At 70.8% G+C, this 12,708-nt stretch carries 27 protein-coding genes; 25 read left to right on the top strand and 2 right to left on the bottom strand.

The features are described 5' to 3' along the window. The first annotated feature begins 1 nt into the window (after position 1). The 8 genes from ABT114_RS12975 to ABT114_RS12940 all read left to right on the top strand — a co-directional run bounded on the left by ABT114_RS12975 (position 2) and on the right by ABT114_RS12940 (position 3,290). Complete coding sequence (locus tag ABT114_RS12975; RefSeq protein WP_351141711.1) at positions 2 to 403, top strand: DUF6205 family protein; 402 nt, start codon at positions 2 to 4, stop codon at positions 401 to 403. Then, positions 400 to 1,017: a hypothetical protein gene (locus ABT114_RS12970; protein ID WP_351141709.1), complete on the top strand. Its 618-nt coding sequence runs from the start codon at positions 400 to 402 to the stop codon at positions 1,015 to 1,017. The genes ABT114_RS12975 and ABT114_RS12970 overlap by 4 nt, the downstream gene beginning before the upstream one ends. Next, complete coding sequence (locus ABT114_RS12965; RefSeq protein ID WP_351141707.1) at positions 1,017 to 1,460, top strand: hypothetical protein; 444 nt, start codon at positions 1,017 to 1,019, stop codon at positions 1,458 to 1,460. The genes ABT114_RS12970 and ABT114_RS12965 overlap by 1 nt, the downstream gene beginning before the upstream one ends. Next, positions 1,457 to 1,789 carry a WhiB family transcriptional regulator gene (locus tag ABT114_RS12960; RefSeq protein WP_351141705.1) on the top strand — a complete coding sequence of 111 codons (333 nt, stop codon included), beginning with the start codon at positions 1,457 to 1,459 and terminating at the stop codon, positions 1,787 to 1,789. Before ABT114_RS12965 ends, ABT114_RS12960 begins: the two co-directional genes overlap by 4 nt. Positions 1,790 to 1,872: 83 nt before the next feature. Then, positions 1,873 to 2,055: a helix-turn-helix domain-containing protein gene (locus ABT114_RS12955; protein ID WP_351141703.1), complete on the top strand. Its 183-nt coding sequence runs from the start codon at positions 1,873 to 1,875 to the stop codon at positions 2,053 to 2,055. A gap of 59 nt (positions 2,056 to 2,114) precedes the next feature. Continuing rightward, the gene (locus tag ABT114_RS12950) at positions 2,115 to 2,474 is read left to right on the top strand and encodes a hypothetical protein (RefSeq protein WP_351141701.1); all 360 of its coding nucleotides are present in this window, start codon (positions 2,115 to 2,117) and stop codon (positions 2,472 to 2,474) included. Next, positions 2,474 to 2,809 (top strand): hypothetical protein, encoded by a 336-nt coding sequence (locus ABT114_RS12945; protein ID WP_351141699.1) that lies wholly within the window; start codon positions 2,474 to 2,476, stop codon positions 2,807 to 2,809. Before ABT114_RS12950 ends, ABT114_RS12945 begins: the two co-directional genes overlap by 1 nt. A gap of 157 nt (positions 2,810 to 2,966) precedes the next feature. Then, complete coding sequence (locus tag ABT114_RS12940) at positions 2,967 to 3,290, top strand: hypothetical protein (RefSeq protein WP_351141697.1); 324 nt, start codon at positions 2,967 to 2,969, stop codon at positions 3,288 to 3,290. A gap of 60 nt (positions 3,291 to 3,350) precedes the next feature. Here the strand turns inward: ABT114_RS12940 and ABT114_RS12935 are convergent, their stop codons facing one another. Beyond that, positions 3,351 to 3,542 (bottom strand): hypothetical protein, encoded by a 192-nt coding sequence (locus tag ABT114_RS12935; protein ID WP_351141696.1) that lies wholly within the window; start codon positions 3,540 to 3,542, stop codon positions 3,351 to 3,353. A gap of 185 nt (positions 3,543 to 3,727) precedes the next feature. Between ABT114_RS12935 and ABT114_RS12930 the strand changes: the two genes are divergently transcribed. The 17 genes from ABT114_RS12930 to ABT114_RS12850 all read left to right on the top strand — a co-directional run bounded on the left by ABT114_RS12930 (position 3,728) and on the right by ABT114_RS12850 (position 12,069). Further along, on the top strand, positions 3,728 to 4,663 hold the full coding sequence (locus ABT114_RS12930) for an LvrA C-terminal domain-related protein (RefSeq protein ID WP_351141695.1): 936 nt from the start codon (positions 3,728 to 3,730) through the stop codon (positions 4,661 to 4,663). Next, complete coding sequence (locus ABT114_RS12925) at positions 4,660 to 5,361, top strand: zinc finger domain-containing protein (protein WP_351141693.1); 702 nt, start codon at positions 4,660 to 4,662, stop codon at positions 5,359 to 5,361. The genes ABT114_RS12930 and ABT114_RS12925 overlap by 4 nt, the downstream gene beginning before the upstream one ends. Further along, positions 5,358 to 5,666 carry a hypothetical protein gene (locus ABT114_RS12920; protein WP_351141691.1) on the top strand — a complete coding sequence of 103 codons (309 nt, stop codon included), beginning with the start codon at positions 5,358 to 5,360 and terminating at the stop codon, positions 5,664 to 5,666. The genes ABT114_RS12925 and ABT114_RS12920 overlap by 4 nt, the downstream gene beginning before the upstream one ends. Next, the gene (locus ABT114_RS12915) at positions 5,663 to 6,061 is read left to right on the top strand and encodes a hypothetical protein (protein ID WP_351141689.1); all 399 of its coding nucleotides are present in this window, start codon (positions 5,663 to 5,665) and stop codon (positions 6,059 to 6,061) included. Before ABT114_RS12920 ends, ABT114_RS12915 begins: the two co-directional genes overlap by 4 nt. Further along, entirely contained in the window at positions 6,058 to 6,360 is a 303-nt protein-coding gene (locus ABT114_RS12910) for a hypothetical protein (protein WP_351141688.1), read from the top strand. Before ABT114_RS12915 ends, ABT114_RS12910 begins: the two co-directional genes overlap by 4 nt. Before the next feature lie 44 nt (positions 6,361 to 6,404). Then, a complete protein-coding gene (locus ABT114_RS12905; RefSeq protein ID WP_351141686.1) occupies positions 6,405 to 6,998 on the top strand; it encodes a hypothetical protein in 594 nt (197 codons plus the stop codon). Between the two features lie 48 nt (positions 6,999 to 7,046). After that, a complete protein-coding gene (locus ABT114_RS12900) occupies positions 7,047 to 7,433 on the top strand; it encodes a hypothetical protein (protein WP_351141684.1) in 387 nt (128 codons plus the stop codon). Beyond that, positions 7,430 to 8,263, top strand: a complete 834-nt coding sequence (locus tag ABT114_RS12895) for a DNA adenine methylase (protein WP_351141682.1) — start codon at positions 7,430 to 7,432, stop codon at positions 8,261 to 8,263. The genes ABT114_RS12900 and ABT114_RS12895 overlap by 4 nt, the downstream gene beginning before the upstream one ends. An 81-nt stretch (positions 8,264 to 8,344) precedes the next feature. After that, positions 8,345 to 9,490 carry a hypothetical protein gene (locus ABT114_RS12890; RefSeq protein ID WP_351141680.1) on the top strand — a complete coding sequence of 382 codons (1,146 nt, stop codon included), beginning with the start codon at positions 8,345 to 8,347 and terminating at the stop codon, positions 9,488 to 9,490. Then, positions 9,487 to 9,753 carry a hypothetical protein gene (locus ABT114_RS12885; RefSeq protein WP_351141678.1) on the top strand — a complete coding sequence of 89 codons (267 nt, stop codon included), beginning with the start codon at positions 9,487 to 9,489 and terminating at the stop codon, positions 9,751 to 9,753. The genes ABT114_RS12890 and ABT114_RS12885 overlap by 4 nt, the downstream gene beginning before the upstream one ends. Then, positions 9,750 to 10,010, top strand: a complete 261-nt coding sequence (locus ABT114_RS12880) for a hypothetical protein (protein WP_351141676.1) — start codon at positions 9,750 to 9,752, stop codon at positions 10,008 to 10,010. Before ABT114_RS12885 ends, ABT114_RS12880 begins: the two co-directional genes overlap by 4 nt. 55 nt (positions 10,011 to 10,065) lie before the next feature. Further along, entirely contained in the window at positions 10,066 to 10,539 is a 474-nt protein-coding gene (locus tag ABT114_RS12875) for a hypothetical protein (RefSeq protein WP_351141675.1), read from the top strand. Then, the gene (locus ABT114_RS12870) at positions 10,536 to 10,883 is read left to right on the top strand and encodes a hypothetical protein (RefSeq protein WP_351141673.1); all 348 of its coding nucleotides are present in this window, start codon (positions 10,536 to 10,538) and stop codon (positions 10,881 to 10,883) included. The genes ABT114_RS12875 and ABT114_RS12870 overlap by 4 nt, the downstream gene beginning before the upstream one ends. After that, the gene (locus ABT114_RS12865; protein WP_351141671.1) at positions 10,880 to 11,053 is read left to right on the top strand and encodes a hypothetical protein; all 174 of its coding nucleotides are present in this window, start codon (positions 10,880 to 10,882) and stop codon (positions 11,051 to 11,053) included. Before ABT114_RS12870 ends, ABT114_RS12865 begins: the two co-directional genes overlap by 4 nt. Then, a complete protein-coding gene (locus tag ABT114_RS12860; protein WP_351141670.1) occupies positions 11,050 to 11,799 on the top strand; it encodes a hypothetical protein in 750 nt (249 codons plus the stop codon). Before ABT114_RS12865 ends, ABT114_RS12860 begins: the two co-directional genes overlap by 4 nt. Continuing rightward, positions 11,796 to 11,921 (top strand): hypothetical protein, encoded by a 126-nt coding sequence (locus ABT114_RS12855; protein ID WP_351141668.1) that lies wholly within the window; start codon positions 11,796 to 11,798, stop codon positions 11,919 to 11,921. Before ABT114_RS12860 ends, ABT114_RS12855 begins: the two co-directional genes overlap by 4 nt. Next, complete coding sequence (locus ABT114_RS12850) at positions 11,914 to 12,069, top strand: hypothetical protein (protein ID WP_351141666.1); 156 nt, start codon at positions 11,914 to 11,916, stop codon at positions 12,067 to 12,069. The genes ABT114_RS12855 and ABT114_RS12850 overlap by 8 nt, the downstream gene beginning before the upstream one ends. 308 nt (positions 12,070 to 12,377) lie before the next feature. Here the strand turns inward: ABT114_RS12850 and ABT114_RS12845 are convergent, their stop codons facing one another. After that, complete coding sequence (locus ABT114_RS12845) at positions 12,378 to 12,674, bottom strand: hypothetical protein (RefSeq protein ID WP_351141664.1); 297 nt, start codon at positions 12,672 to 12,674, stop codon at positions 12,378 to 12,380. Positions 12,675 to 12,708: the final 34 nt, after the last annotated feature.

The following is a 12,708-nucleotide window of genomic DNA, read 5'->3' as shown; positions in this document are numbered from 1 at the left end:
CATGGGCTACACCACCCACGTCCGCGGCGAGTTCACCATCGAACCGCCCCTCACCTGGCCCGAGTTCAAGGACAGCCGGTTCGCGCCGGACAACATCACCAGCAGCTACGACCCGTCGCTCGTCCTCCGCGTCAGCGAGGAGAGCGTCGACACCGACGAGGGCCCGCTGCTGAAGCGCACCGCGACCGCCCTCGTCATGCGGGAGATCGACGAGTACCGCGAGCGCGGCCTCGTCGACGAGGTGCAGGCCGCGGTCGACTCCTTCCCCGGTCACACGTTCACCGGCCGCCTCGAATGCGAGGGCGAGGAGAACACCGACCTGTGGCGGGTCATCGTCCGCGACGGCCGGGCCGTCCGTATCGAGCCGCGCATCGTGTGGCCCGACGAGGAGGGCGAGGCGTGAGCACTCTCTTCGACGTCGAGGTTCCGGCCGCCCCTGTGGCGGCCGGGCCCCGGCCCCTCGTCATCGCACTCGACGCCGCAACCATCGTCACCGGAGTCGCTGGCGTTGGCTGGACCGACTACGTCCACGCCCCCGCCAAAGACCTCCACCCCCGTTTCGCCCAACAGCTCGAAGGCTGCGCCACCTTCTACCGCCACGCCGACTACGTCGTCATCGAAGGCGCCGCATTCTCCAAGAACAACACCGGCGCCGACGCCCTCGCCGCCATGCGGTGGATGATCCGCCAGGACCTGTGGAAGCGCGGCATCCCCTACGCCGTCATCAACCCGCAGTCCCGCAACGTGTACGCCACCGGCAAGGCCCGCCCCGTCCCCGCCTCGGTCCCGAAGAACAAGCGGTACGACGTCGGCAAGGCCATGGTCCGGGACGCCGTGCACGAGCGGTACGGGCTGCTGACCGAGGGCAAGCACCGCTACGACCAGAGCGACGCGTACATCCTCCTTGCCCTCGGCCTGCACTCCCTCGGCCACGTCCTCGCGGAAGTACCGGACGCGTGGGCGGAGCAGGCACTGCGCGGTGTCGAGTGGCACAACATGCCGGCGGTGGCTGCCTGATGCCCGGACCCCAAGGCGCACCCCGCGCCGACATCATCCGCCTCCTCGCCGCCGGCTACCCCGACCGCGCGATCGGCCGCGAACTGCGCACCGCCACCAAGCGAATCCGACGTATCCGTGCAGAACTCCAACTCCCACCCGCCAGGGCCAACGTGCTGACCCTCGAACAGAAGTGGGCCACCTACGCCCTCGCCACGGACGACGGCCACCTGGAGTGGGTCGGCCCCCGCGGCACTGCCGGCACACCGATCGTCTGCCACGGCAACCGCCGCCATCAGGCCCGCGCCATCGCGTTCCGGCAGCAGTACCGGCGTGACCCGGTCGGCCAGGTCCGGCCCGGCTGCGGGGCCGCCTGGTGCGTTGCCCCGGCGCACGTCGCCGACCAGCCGATGCGCGCCCAGCTCGACACCCAGTACGCGGCGATCTTCGGGGAGGCGGCATGAGCTACACCGGGTCCATCCCTGACACCACCACCACGCCCGGCTGGCACATGCAGGCACTCTGCGCACAGCCCGAGTACCGCGGCCAGCAGGACGAGTTGTGGTTCGCGCCGGATCGCCGGGCTGAGGCCATCGAGGAAGCGAAGCGGCTGTGCCACCTGTGCCCCGTGCGGATGGCGTGTCTGCGCGCGGAGATGGCAGCCGAGGGCAACGCCGGCCGGGACCGCAGGTTCGGGGTTCGTGGCGGGCTCACGGGCGGGGAGCGGCACGCTCTCCACAAGGAGTTGCAGCGCCGCAAGCGGCTGGCCGAGCAGACGCAGGACGCGGCGTGAGCGCCCGGGAGCCGGAACCGTGCGACGCGCCAGTCGGCGAGCACAAGGGGCAGGTCCGTTTCTTCCGAACGGGCTGGAAGTGCGTGGCTCACGCACCCCGGCAGCAGCCGGGTTCCCTGCCGCCCCCGCCCCCCTTCCACGAGCCGACCAAGCTCACGCCCGCGCAGCGGGATGAGATCCGTCGCCGGGTCGCGGACGGCGAGCAGGTGAAGGAGTTGGCGACCGAGTTCGGGGTGTCGACCCGGACGATCCGCCAGAACAGCTGACCAGCAGACGGCCCCGCCGACCCGAATTCGGCGGGGCCACCCACCCCAAGGAGAACACGATGACCAGCCAAACCGAACTCCAGATCCCCGTCGAGGGAACCGACGTCATACGGCTCGTCGCCGCACTCAACGCAGCCCGCACCCTCGGCATCAAGTTCGCCGTCGGCCCCAACCCCCACATCCGCTGGGACTCCCTGACCGAGCGCTACGCCCCCTCGACCAGCCTCCCGAAGGACGACGAAGACTTCCGCACCACTTGGGAGGGCGGGCACGCGCTCGTCATCGAGTACGGCGACTGCGAGTTCTACGGCCGCTGCCAGTGCGGCAAGGACTTCGGCATGGTCACGCCGAACCGGTTCCGCGACGACGTGTTCGGCGGCAAGTGGGAGCGCCACGTCATGACGGAGGTGGCGGGCTGATGGGCTACTACACCTCCGCTTGGCTCGCCTACGGCATGCAGATCCCCGACACCAGCAGCGACGTCCTCCAAGAGGCCCTCGCCCCGCTCATGACCCGCGCCAAGGGCGACGACCACGTCGGCTACCTCCATGCGGGCCGCTACGACAACGAGGACACCTTTCTCGTCACCCGGTGCACCGAGGCCGAACTCGGCGATCCCGTGGTCGTGGCGCCGGAGCGGGTGACGGCCGAGCAGTACGCCGAGTGGAAGGCCAGCCTCGTCGAGGCGTGCCGGGCGCTCGGTCTGGCGGAGGTTCCCCCTGCTGAGTGGCTGCTGATCGCGCACGTCTCCTGACCGCCTGAATCGGCGGCCGCCCCCACGGCCGCCACCGGGCCCGCCCCGCACTTCCCCCAAACGGGGCGGGCCCACCCCCAACTCCGTCTACCGGCAAACCCCTTCGCTGGCCCACTTCAAAGGCGACGCCCGCACCACCGAACACCCGGAGGACCCGATGCCCGTACAGCCCACCCTCGACGGCACCCTCCCCACGGTCGCCGAGCTCACCTACGCGGAATGGGTCGACCGCATCCGCCCCACGTTCGTCGAGGTCGCCAAGACCGGCCGCCGCTTCACCACCTACGAGGTGGCCAGCGAGTACGGCCTCCCCGAACCGCCGAACCCGAAAGCGGACTGGGGCAACGCAGCACAGAGGTTCGCGCGCGAGCGCCTGATCGAAGACGCCGGCACCGACCGCAGTAGCCGACCTACCAGCGAGAGGTCCCGGGTCGGGGTGTGGCGCGGCACCCGGGCGGCACGAGCCGGGCGCATCGCGTAGCCGGACAGCACGAAGGCCCCGCGGATGGCGGGGCCCGGAAGAGAGAGGAGGGGAACGGTGTCAGGACTCGGCGATGTTCTTCGCAGCCTGGATGTCGCGCTGCCGCTTGCGCCACGCGGCAACTTCGCGCTTCACGTAGACACGGATGTCCGCAGCGCGGGCCAGCCCCTTCTCCTGGCACACCTTCTCGTAGTCCGCCCACGTCTCATCGTCGATGCGGACTACGCGGCCGGGCAGCCCCTTCGTCGTCATATCGACAGCGTAGCTGACCGTGCACTGGCCGGTCACCAGGCTGTGACAGTTGGACTCTCGTTTGACCCTCGGGTGACCGGTCACCCTGGAGTAGAATCAGACGCAGGCGAGGCGCCGATCAAGCCGCCCTGAACTGGGGGTTTCACAGCCATGCCCTGACCAGCGCAAACGAGAAGAGACAGCACGTGAGAATCCGGCGCAGCAGGCTGACGGGCGACTTCCTCCAAGTCCCCAACGCCACCGTGCGGGACGACCGGCTCAGCCACATGGCCCGCGGCATCCTCATCGAACTCCTCAGCCGCCCCGACAGCTGGGAGGCGACCGCCGACGACATGTGGCGGGCATCCGTCGCCAAGCACGGCAGCAACAGCCCCGGCCGCCGAGCCTTCCGCGCCGCCTTCGCCGAGCTCAAAGAACACGGCTACCTCACCGCCGGAAAGGACGCCCTGCCCGGCGGCCGCTACGGCACCGTGCTCACCCTCACCGACGTGCCACACGGCGGTACGTCGGCGCGACCTGCACAAACGAAGGAACCCGCAGGTCAGTCCGACGTACCACACGCCGGTACGTCGGAGAGCCCCGCCGACGTACCACCTGCTGGTACGTCGGTCCCATCAGGACAAACGACCATTCCCGCAGGTCGCACCGACGTACCGCTTTCCGACGTGCCACACGCTGGTACGTCTAAAGAAGAAAACGGTGAAACGAAGACGGGGAAGAACACGTCCTCTCCCGCCGACGAAGACCTCACCGCCTTCGGTGCGTTCTGGCTGACCTACCCGAAGAGCCGCGACCGCCCGGCCACCCAAGCCGCATGGCGCAACGCCATCGCCAACGGAGCCGACCCCAAGAAGATCGTCGAAGCCGCCCAGGCCTACGCCCGCGAGCGCGCCGGCGAAGACCTCCGCTTCACCAAGCTCTCCGCCAACTGGCTGCGCGACGAGCGCTACGACGACGACTACGCGCAGCCCGAATCCAACGGCCTCCCCCAGCTGCGCGCCCTCCCCAGCGCTGGCCACTTCACGACCCGCGAAGACGCCGCGCTCGCCAAGCGCAACGCCGCACGCGACGTCCTCGACCAACTCACCGAACAACTCCGAGCCGCAGGAGACAACACGTGAACCGCGACCAAATCCCCCAACTCCTCAAGCAGGTGTCCTACGCCGACCCCCGACTCCTGCCCTCCGACCCCAAAGAAGTCATGGCACTCGCCGCCCTGTGGGCCACCGTCCTCGCCGACGTCCCCGCCGACTTCGCCATGAACGCCGTCGGCGAGCACTACGCCACCAGCCCCTTCCCCATCAAGCCCTCCGACATCGCCGACCGCTGGAACACCAAAGTCCGCGACCGCCTCCACCGTGACAACGGCACCTTCGAACCGAACGACTTCCCCGACCTCGACCCCGACGACGTCATCGGCTACCTCGCCGCCCTCCGCGGCCAGCGCACCGCCGTCGCCCAGGGCTACCAGCCGCCGAACACCGTCAAGGCCATCACCGCCGGAGCCGCGGCCGACGAAGTCACCGCCCGCCTCAAGACCCTCGGCACCTACGTCCCCCGCCAGGTCGACGAACTCCTCGACGCCCACCGCCCCATAAAAGCCGCACGCCGAGCCGCCCTCACCGCCGGCGAACCCGACGCCCTCTCCGTCCCCTGCGACTGGTGCCAGGCCGACATAGGCGAACCCTGCCGCTCCCGCCGCATCGACCCCAAGGGCGGAGCCACCAGCAACCGCCGCCGCGCCACCCCACACCCCTCCCGCATCGACGAAGCCCAGACCGCCATGCGCGAGCAGCAGGAAGAGGCCACCACCGCATGAACGACCAACCCGTCCACCGCGACGACATCACCGCCCTCAAAGCCGACGGCGACCTCAAGGCCTACATGCGCAGCCTCATCCAACCCACCAAGAACCCTGCGGTCAGCAGCAAACGCAAACGCAAGCCCAGCTGGGGCGCCATCCCCATCCCACCCGACCACCGACCCGGCGCATGGCCCACCGGCACCAGCCCGCCCGCCCCATCCCCGGAACGCAACCTCCCCGCCGCCGACTGGGACCAGGCCATCGACGACTACCGCACCACCCGACAAGACGACGACACCGACGAGGAGACCACCCCATGACCCGAGGAGCCGGCCGCACCCACGGCTACCGCGCCAAGGACTCCGAACTCCGCCCCGGCAAAGTCGTCGTCCCCTTCGGCGAAAACACGACCATCTGCCCCGCCTGCCGCCAACACAAGCACCACGCCTGCTGGGCCCACATGATCGCCCTCGGCCTCCCCGGAGAAACCGGCTGCCCCTGCGGCTGCCACCAGCCCCTCGACGAACCCCTCATGACCAACGAAGCAATCGACGACATGGCCGCCCACGGCACCCTCGCCGACCACGTCAAGTTCCAACGCGCCATCGCCCTCGGATCCCTCGCCATCCACTACCCGGACATCTGCCGCCGCTGCCTCGCCATCGAGAGCGCCCGCACCGGCCAGCAAACCGAACTCCCGATGGAGGACCAGTGACCACCATCCCCGCCGCCGCCATCGCCGTCATCGCCGCCGCCCTCGACGACTACCGCCTCGCCACCCCCACCCACCAGCAGACCCCGCGAGCAGCAGCAGAACGAGCCGCCGAATACCTCATGACAAGCGGCTGGGGCCTTCACGTCCCACGCCCCGAACCGCAACCCCGCACCCGCGCCGCCTGCCCGGCCTGCACCGTCCGACACCTCCTCACCCAAGCCGGCCGCATCCGCCGCCACGGACCCCACGCCAACCCCTGCCGCGGATCCGGAGCCATCCCCACTGCCGCAGCCGCGTGACGGCCCCGGTTCCACCCACACCCAACCCGCCCAAGGAGCAGACCATGACCACCGACCGCCACCTCGCCCTCATGGCCCTCATGAACGAGATCGAGGAGCCGACGAAGACCTACCAGCGCTGCGTGCGCGCTGCCGCAGCCGCCCTCACCGACAGCCCGGAATACAACGCCGCTGTCAGCCGAGGGAACACCGCCCTCGACAAGGTCGAGCGAGCCGTCCGCCTCTGGGTCGAAAACAACCGGCCGCGGCCCCTCCCCGGCACGTGCGGAGTCCCGTCCCCCGACGGCCGCTTCGTCTGCGCCCTGAAGCCCCACACCAACGCCGAGATGCACGCCGACCGGCCCCGCAGCGCGGCCATGCCGAACGGGCGCCGCATGGTCTGGGAGACGCCCACCGAACTGCCCGACGGCTTCGAACGGCACACCTGCATCACCGTCAAGTGCGCCGCCTGCGGCTACGGCTACGACGAAGCCGAGTACGACCACCACTTCCCGTCCCTGGGCGACGCCCTCGACGGCGTGGTCGGCGCGGGCTGGGACGAACTGCGGGACGGCCGTGCCCTCTGCGGCACCGGCGACGAGAAGCACGACGAGCTGCGCCGCACCGTCGGCCTGGTCGACGACGAGTCCGCCATCTGACCCCACCCACACCCAACCCGAACCACCCCAACCCGCCAGGAGCAGACCGTGACCGACCAGCCCAACCACCTCGAAGCCGCCGCCCGCCGAGCACTCCAAGCCCTCGGCGATCTCATCCTCGACAGCTCAGACCCCGGCGTCGAAGCCCTCGGCGCACAGTACGAACTCCGGCAAGCGCTGCTCGGCACAGCCCCGGAGATCCCGACCCAGCGCGTGTGGCAGATCGAGTCCCGGCGTGCGAGCGGCATGTGGACGTCGTGGAGCGCGGCCACCACCGACGGGGACGACGCGCGCGCGGACTACGCCGAGACCGTTGCCCAGTACGGCGAACGACGTGCGCACCGCCTTGTCTGTGCGATCACCACCCACGTCATCGAGGCGCAACACCAGCCCGAGCCCGAGGACGCCGCCGCCAACGACAAGGCCGACCAGTGACCGCGCCGCTGAAGTCACCCGTCCCGTACTTCGGATCGAAGCAGCGCATCGCCGACTGGATCGCCGGACTCCTCCCCGACCACGACCACTACGTCGAACCGTTCGCCGGCGGCCTGTCCGTCCTCCTCGCCAAGCAGCCCGCCCGCATGGAGACCGTCAACGACCTCGACGGCGAGCTGATGACGTTCTGGCGCGTGCTCCGCGACCGGCCCACCGAGCTGCTGCGCGCCTGCATGCTCACCCCGCACGGCCGCGCCGAGCTCGCCGCCACCTGGGACCCGACGACGGATGAGCTCGAGCTGGCCCGCCGTATCTGGTCGCGGCTCTCCCAGGGCCGATCCGGGACGCTGCGCAACACGGGCTGGCGGCACTACATCGACCCGGCCGGATCGTCCACGTCGATGCCCGGCTACCTCGAGGCCTACGCCGACCGCCTCGCCGCCGCTGCGGAGCGCCTGCACGGGGTTTCCCTCGATGCCCTGCCCGCGCTGGAGTTGATCGCCCGGTACGGGGCGCGGCCGAACGTGCTGCTGTACGTCGACCCGCCGTACCTCGGTACGACCCGCGGGTGGGGCAACAACTACCGCTGCGAGATGAAGTCCGAGGCCGAGCACCGCGGGCTCGCGGCCGCGCTGGCGGACTGCCAGGCGACGGTCGTCCTGTCCGGCTACCACAGCCCGCTCTACGACGAGCTGTACGAGGGCTGGCACCGGTACGAGCAGGCGTCCATGACCGGCAATGCGAAGGGCGCGAAGGCCCGCATCGAGGTGCTGTGGGCGAACCGTCCGCTCGGTGACCGCCTCGACCTGTTCAGCGATCTGCCCGCATGACCCACCCGACGCAGGACCGGCCGCCCCGCGGGTATCGGGGCGGCCGGCCCGACCAACCCTACGCACCCCCTGGAGACGACCATGACCAACACCCCTGACCCGCAGGCCGACGAGCGCCGCGACCGGTACGCGCAGGCCCTCCGCGAGGCAGGCGACACCGCATACGGGAACAGCCCGTTCTACGAGGCGATCACCAACGCCGTCATCGCTGTCGCGGATGCCGAGCAGGCCGAGTTGCGCCGCGAGCGGGACCTCGCCATCGCCCACGACCGGCAGCCCTACCCGACCGCGTGGGCCTACGAGCAGGCCTGCAAGGCGCTGCACCGGAAGACCGACCTGCTCGACCGGGTGCGTGCTGTCGCCGAGGCGTGGGCCCGCCCGACCATGAGCGAGCCGAGCCGTGTTGCGGGCCAGCACCTGCTGCGGGTTCTCGACGGGGACGCCGTGCCTGCCGTCGAGGCCACCACCCGGGCCGCGCTGCGAGAGCAGATCGCCGAGACCCTCGCCCGCGCCGACGGCTGGGAGTACGGGTCCGGTCTCGGACTCCGGGACATGGCCCCGTCCACGGTCGAGCACTACGACAAGCTCGCCGACGCGGTGCTGGCCGTGCTGTCGCCCGCCACCGACCGGGCCGCGCTGGTGCAACGGGTCGCCGCCGCTCTCACTGAGCACGACCTGGTCCACCTCGCCGACCCCGACCTCCCGGACGAGTACGCCTGCTGCGCCGAGGCTGTACTGGCCGTGCTGCACGCGCCCGCCGACCGGGCCGCGCTGAGCGCCGGGCAGCGGGAGATGCTCGGTTATGCCCTGGATCTCGTCGAGCAGCGGAACTTCTCTCGCAGCGGCAGGCTCACCGATGACGACCGGGTCGTGCTCGCCGGGCTGCGCCGCATGGCCGACGAGGCGCAGCCCGCCGAGACGCATCTCCCCACGGAGCCGTTTGCCGGGGACACCCGCCGATGCTTCGCCTGCGGCCACACCATGGACAGCCACATCCGCGTCAACGGTGAGATCGCCTGCGCCTTCGAGGACTGCACCGACCCCACTGCCGAGCGGCCTGTTGTCGGGGAGCAGCCCGACACCCAGACGCAGACGCCCGCCGTTCCGTGCAGCGCTGTGGCCCTCCGCGTGCACCACGCCCCGCACGGCTGGGAGCCGCAGCCCGGCATGGACCCCGTCCGCTGCAACGGCTACCCGGAGCGTGGCCCGTTCGGGAGCCCGTCGTGATCGGGGAGGCGTTCGACGCCGTTATCACCCTCGGCTGGGCGCTCGCCGTGTGGATCGTTCTGCTCGCGCTCGTGGGCGCGCTCGCCCTGCACGCGGTGCTTGTGGTCGTCGCGTGGGCACCACTGGCCGCACGGGAGGCCCTCACGGCGGCTCTCGCGGCCTCGCGGGCCCTGAGGGCACTCCCGGGGGTTCGCGCCACTCTCAAAGCCGCACAGCCCCCTTCGCGTCCCTCGTGGGCGCAAACCGAACAGGAAGCCGCATGACCCTCGCCGAACTCCGCGCCGCCCTCGACGCCCTCAACCTCCCCGACGACACCCTCGTCGTCATCGCCAAAGACGCCGAAGGCAACGGCCACTCGCCACTCGTCGACGCCGACCACGCCATGTACCGCGCCGACACCACATGGCTCGGCGAGCGCTACATGCCCGAGGCGCAGCGCCTCGCCGAGCGGAACCCCGACGACTGGACCCAGGCTCCGGACGACGCGGTCCCTGCCGTCTTCCTCTGGCCCACCAACTGACCCCGCCCCTCGGCCGCCCCGCACCCCGGGGCGGCCCCCACCACCAGGAGCAGCAATGACACCCGCCGACGAAATCCGAGCAGCAGCCCTCCGCCTCCGCACCCTCGCCACCGCCGCCAGCACCGACCCCGACGGAACCCCCACCGCCAACTGGCACGCCCACCCCCGCTGGCCCGACGACCCCGACGGCAGCAGCCTCCTCTACGGCGACTACCTCACCCGCGAAGACGGCCGCACCATCTCCTGGCCACTCCTCAATCGCGGAAGCTCGTCCCAACGGATGGCGCACATGCACACCCAGCACGCCGACTACGCCGCCGCCATGGACCCGACCGTCGGCCTCGCCCTCGCCGACTGGCTGGACTCGGCCGCGCACCACTACGAATGCGGCATCCGCGCAGCCGACGACGTCTTCCACGACGACCCCGCCGGACACGACGCGTTCCTCACCACCGGACCCGGCGCCCCCTCCACGCACGCCCTCGCTGTGGCCCGCGCGGTCCTCGGCACCCCGGAGGCACAGCGATGACCCGCACCCTGCACTACGCCCACGGCTGCACAGCCGGCGCCACCCTCCTCACCGCCGGCGCCTGCTACACCGCCATCGACCACCCGTGGCTGGCCGGGTCTGGCCTGTACGTCGCGGTGTTCCTCGCCTGGTGCGCCGCCCGGCTGCGCGCCGACCACCGTCGCACCGTCGCCGAGTGCGAGTGGGCCAGACGCCGCGCGCTCGGCGAGGTGCCGCCGCCGCTCACTCCGTGCTGCCGACTCAGCGAACACGCCGACGGCACTGTTCACGATCACCGGTGCACGGATCCGTTCCACGGGATCGTCGCCCAGCTGCACGCCGAACCCGAAGAGCACACGTCGTGACCGGGCCGAGCAGCGGACCCCGCGGGGAGCACGCGCCGAAGCCGGGCGTCACCTGGCAGACCGAACTCGTCCGCACCGAGCAGCTGGTGAACGACGACGCACCCGACCCCGCACCGCCCAACCGCGCCACCCGACGCGCACTCAAACGCGCAGCACGGAGGAACAAGTGATCAACAAGCTCATCGCGCTCCTCGCGCGCAAGCAACTCCGTAAGCGCAACGCGATGATCAGCGAACTCGACGAGACCTGCATGCGACTCCGTACCAAGCTCGCCCGAAGCGAGAAGCGTTGCGACGAACTCCGCGCCGAGTCCCTGCGCCGCGGCAAGGCCAAGGGCGAGTACGCCGAGCGCATCCGTGGGCTGGAGGCCGCCATCGCCCGCGTCCAGGCGCTGCACCGCGAGACCTGCCCGGTCGCCCGAGGCCGCGTCGCCACCGGGTTCACCTGCTCGATGTGCGACACCCTCGACCAGCCCGCCCCCGATCCCGAGCTGCGCCGCCAACTCGCCACCGCCACCTACACGCTCACCCAATGCGAGGCCGCACTCGCCCGCATGCGCGGCCGGACCGAGGTCGCCAACGTCCGCCTGGAACGCGCCGAGGCCGCGCTCGCCCAAGTGCAGGCCCTCGCCGCCGCGCACCCCGTGACCATCGACACCGCACTCATCCTTGCCGCACTCGACATACCGCCCCGCCCGGCAGCGACTGAACCGCCGCTGCTCCTGCCACACGACACAGCCACCACGCTCCACCGAACCCTCGGCCAACTCCTCGGCGACGAAGACGCACAAGCCATCGACCGCCTCCGCGCGCTACACCGGGAGGAGTACGGGTCCTGCGCCGAGTGCACCCACGAGTACGGCGTGCCGTACCCGTGCCCAACGATCCGCGCCCTCGACGGAGAGGAGCAGCCGTGATCCGGGACCCCGATGCCCTCCGTGTCGTCTGGCTGTTCGGCAAGCCGTACTGGTGGGACCGCGCCAACGGGCGGCTCACCCTCGCGCCCGCCACATGGATCAAGGAGCAGCCCGATGCCTGAACTTCGCGTCCTCGCACCGCGCCTCTCACTCGCCACCCGCGCTCGGCTCCGCGCCCACCACCACATCGACGGGACGGCCGGCTGGCTCGTCGAACACCGCTGCCTCCGTGCGGCCGAGTGGCTGTGGCGGGTCTGCCGGATGATGTGAGCGTTCCGTGCCTGCCGGCCCCCGCGCGTACGATTCGTGTGCGGGTTGTGGTTTCCATGCTGCTAACCACCGGCCCGCGGTGCTGATTGGCTTCTTCAGCAAGAACGCCCCCGACCGTCTGGCCGGGGGCGTTGCCGTTGGCCAGGGCTACATGCCCTGGTTGTTCTGTGGGCGCGGCACGCTGACCCACACGCGCCCGCTGCCATACACGTCGCAGCCTCGCGGGTAGAGCCAGTAGCCGCCCTGCTGCTGCTCGTACGGAACGAGCTGGCCCCATGGGATTGGGTGGCCTTCGGGGAGCGCGCTGCTCACGTCTGATCGCTCGCCTTCGCGCGCTTCAGCCTCGCCGCCACGGTAGCCGCCTCATGCCAGACCTGCGCCTTCTCCTCCAGGTCCCGGCGCATCTCCTCCTCGGCCTCAGCCGAGAGTTCGCCCGCCTTCGCCTGGAGCGCCTCCACCACCTCGGTGACGACTGCCGCCCGGTAGGCGTCGACCAGCTTCACGGCGTCGTCGTGGGCAAGGCCGTGCGACTCGGTGACGGGATTCCACTCGGGGTGGCACAGGTCGGACAGGATCTCGGTACGCGGATCAACGGTTGTGGACACGGGCTCTCCTTGCTGGTCGGGTTGAGGCCTGTAC

Origin of the sequence: Streptomyces sp. NPDC002088, from assembly GCF_040296605.1 — a bacterium.
Taxonomy (GTDB): domain Bacteria; phylum Actinomycetota; class Actinomycetes; order Streptomycetales; family Streptomycetaceae; genus Streptomyces.
This window is presented reverse-complemented; position numbering and strand designations above follow the sequence as displayed.

Excerpts from the sequence above, each read along its gene's own strand:
- ABT114_RS12975 (WP_351141711.1), top strand. The coding sequence starts at position 2 with ATGGGCTACACCACCCACGTCCGCGGCGAGTTCACCATCGAACCGCCC.
- ABT114_RS12965 (WP_351141707.1), top strand. The coding sequence starts at position 1,017 with ATGCCCGGACCCCAAGGCGCACCCCGCGCCGACATCATCCGCCTCCTC.
- ABT114_RS12960 (WP_351141705.1), top strand. The coding sequence starts at position 1,457 with ATGAGCTACACCGGGTCCATCCCTGACACCACCACCACGCCCGGCTGG.
- ABT114_RS12950 (WP_351141701.1), top strand. The coding sequence starts at position 2,115 with ATGACCAGCCAAACCGAACTCCAGATCCCCGTCGAGGGAACCGACGTC.
- ABT114_RS12945 (WP_351141699.1), top strand. The coding sequence starts at position 2,474 with ATGGGCTACTACACCTCCGCTTGGCTCGCCTACGGCATGCAGATCCCC.
- ABT114_RS12940 (WP_351141697.1), top strand. The coding sequence starts at position 2,967 with ATGCCCGTACAGCCCACCCTCGACGGCACCCTCCCCACGGTCGCCGAG.
- ABT114_RS12935 (WP_351141696.1), bottom strand. The coding sequence starts at position 3,542 with ATGACGACGAAGGGGCTGCCCGGCCGCGTAGTCCGCATCGACGATGAG.
- ABT114_RS12920 (WP_351141691.1), top strand. The coding sequence starts at position 5,358 with ATGAACGACCAACCCGTCCACCGCGACGACATCACCGCCCTCAAAGCC.
- ABT114_RS12915 (WP_351141689.1), top strand. The coding sequence starts at position 5,663 with ATGACCCGAGGAGCCGGCCGCACCCACGGCTACCGCGCCAAGGACTCC.
- ABT114_RS12905 (WP_351141686.1), top strand. The coding sequence starts at position 6,405 with ATGACCACCGACCGCCACCTCGCCCTCATGGCCCTCATGAACGAGATC.
- ABT114_RS12890 (WP_351141680.1), top strand. The coding sequence starts at position 8,345 with ATGACCAACACCCCTGACCCGCAGGCCGACGAGCGCCGCGACCGGTAC.
- ABT114_RS12880 (WP_351141676.1), top strand. The coding sequence starts at position 9,750 with ATGACCCTCGCCGAACTCCGCGCCGCCCTCGACGCCCTCAACCTCCCC.
- ABT114_RS12875 (WP_351141675.1), top strand. The coding sequence starts at position 10,066 with ATGACACCCGCCGACGAAATCCGAGCAGCAGCCCTCCGCCTCCGCACC.
- ABT114_RS12870 (WP_351141673.1), top strand. The coding sequence starts at position 10,536 with ATGACCCGCACCCTGCACTACGCCCACGGCTGCACAGCCGGCGCCACC.
- ABT114_RS12850 (WP_351141666.1), top strand. The coding sequence starts at position 11,914 with ATGCCTGAACTTCGCGTCCTCGCACCGCGCCTCTCACTCGCCACCCGC.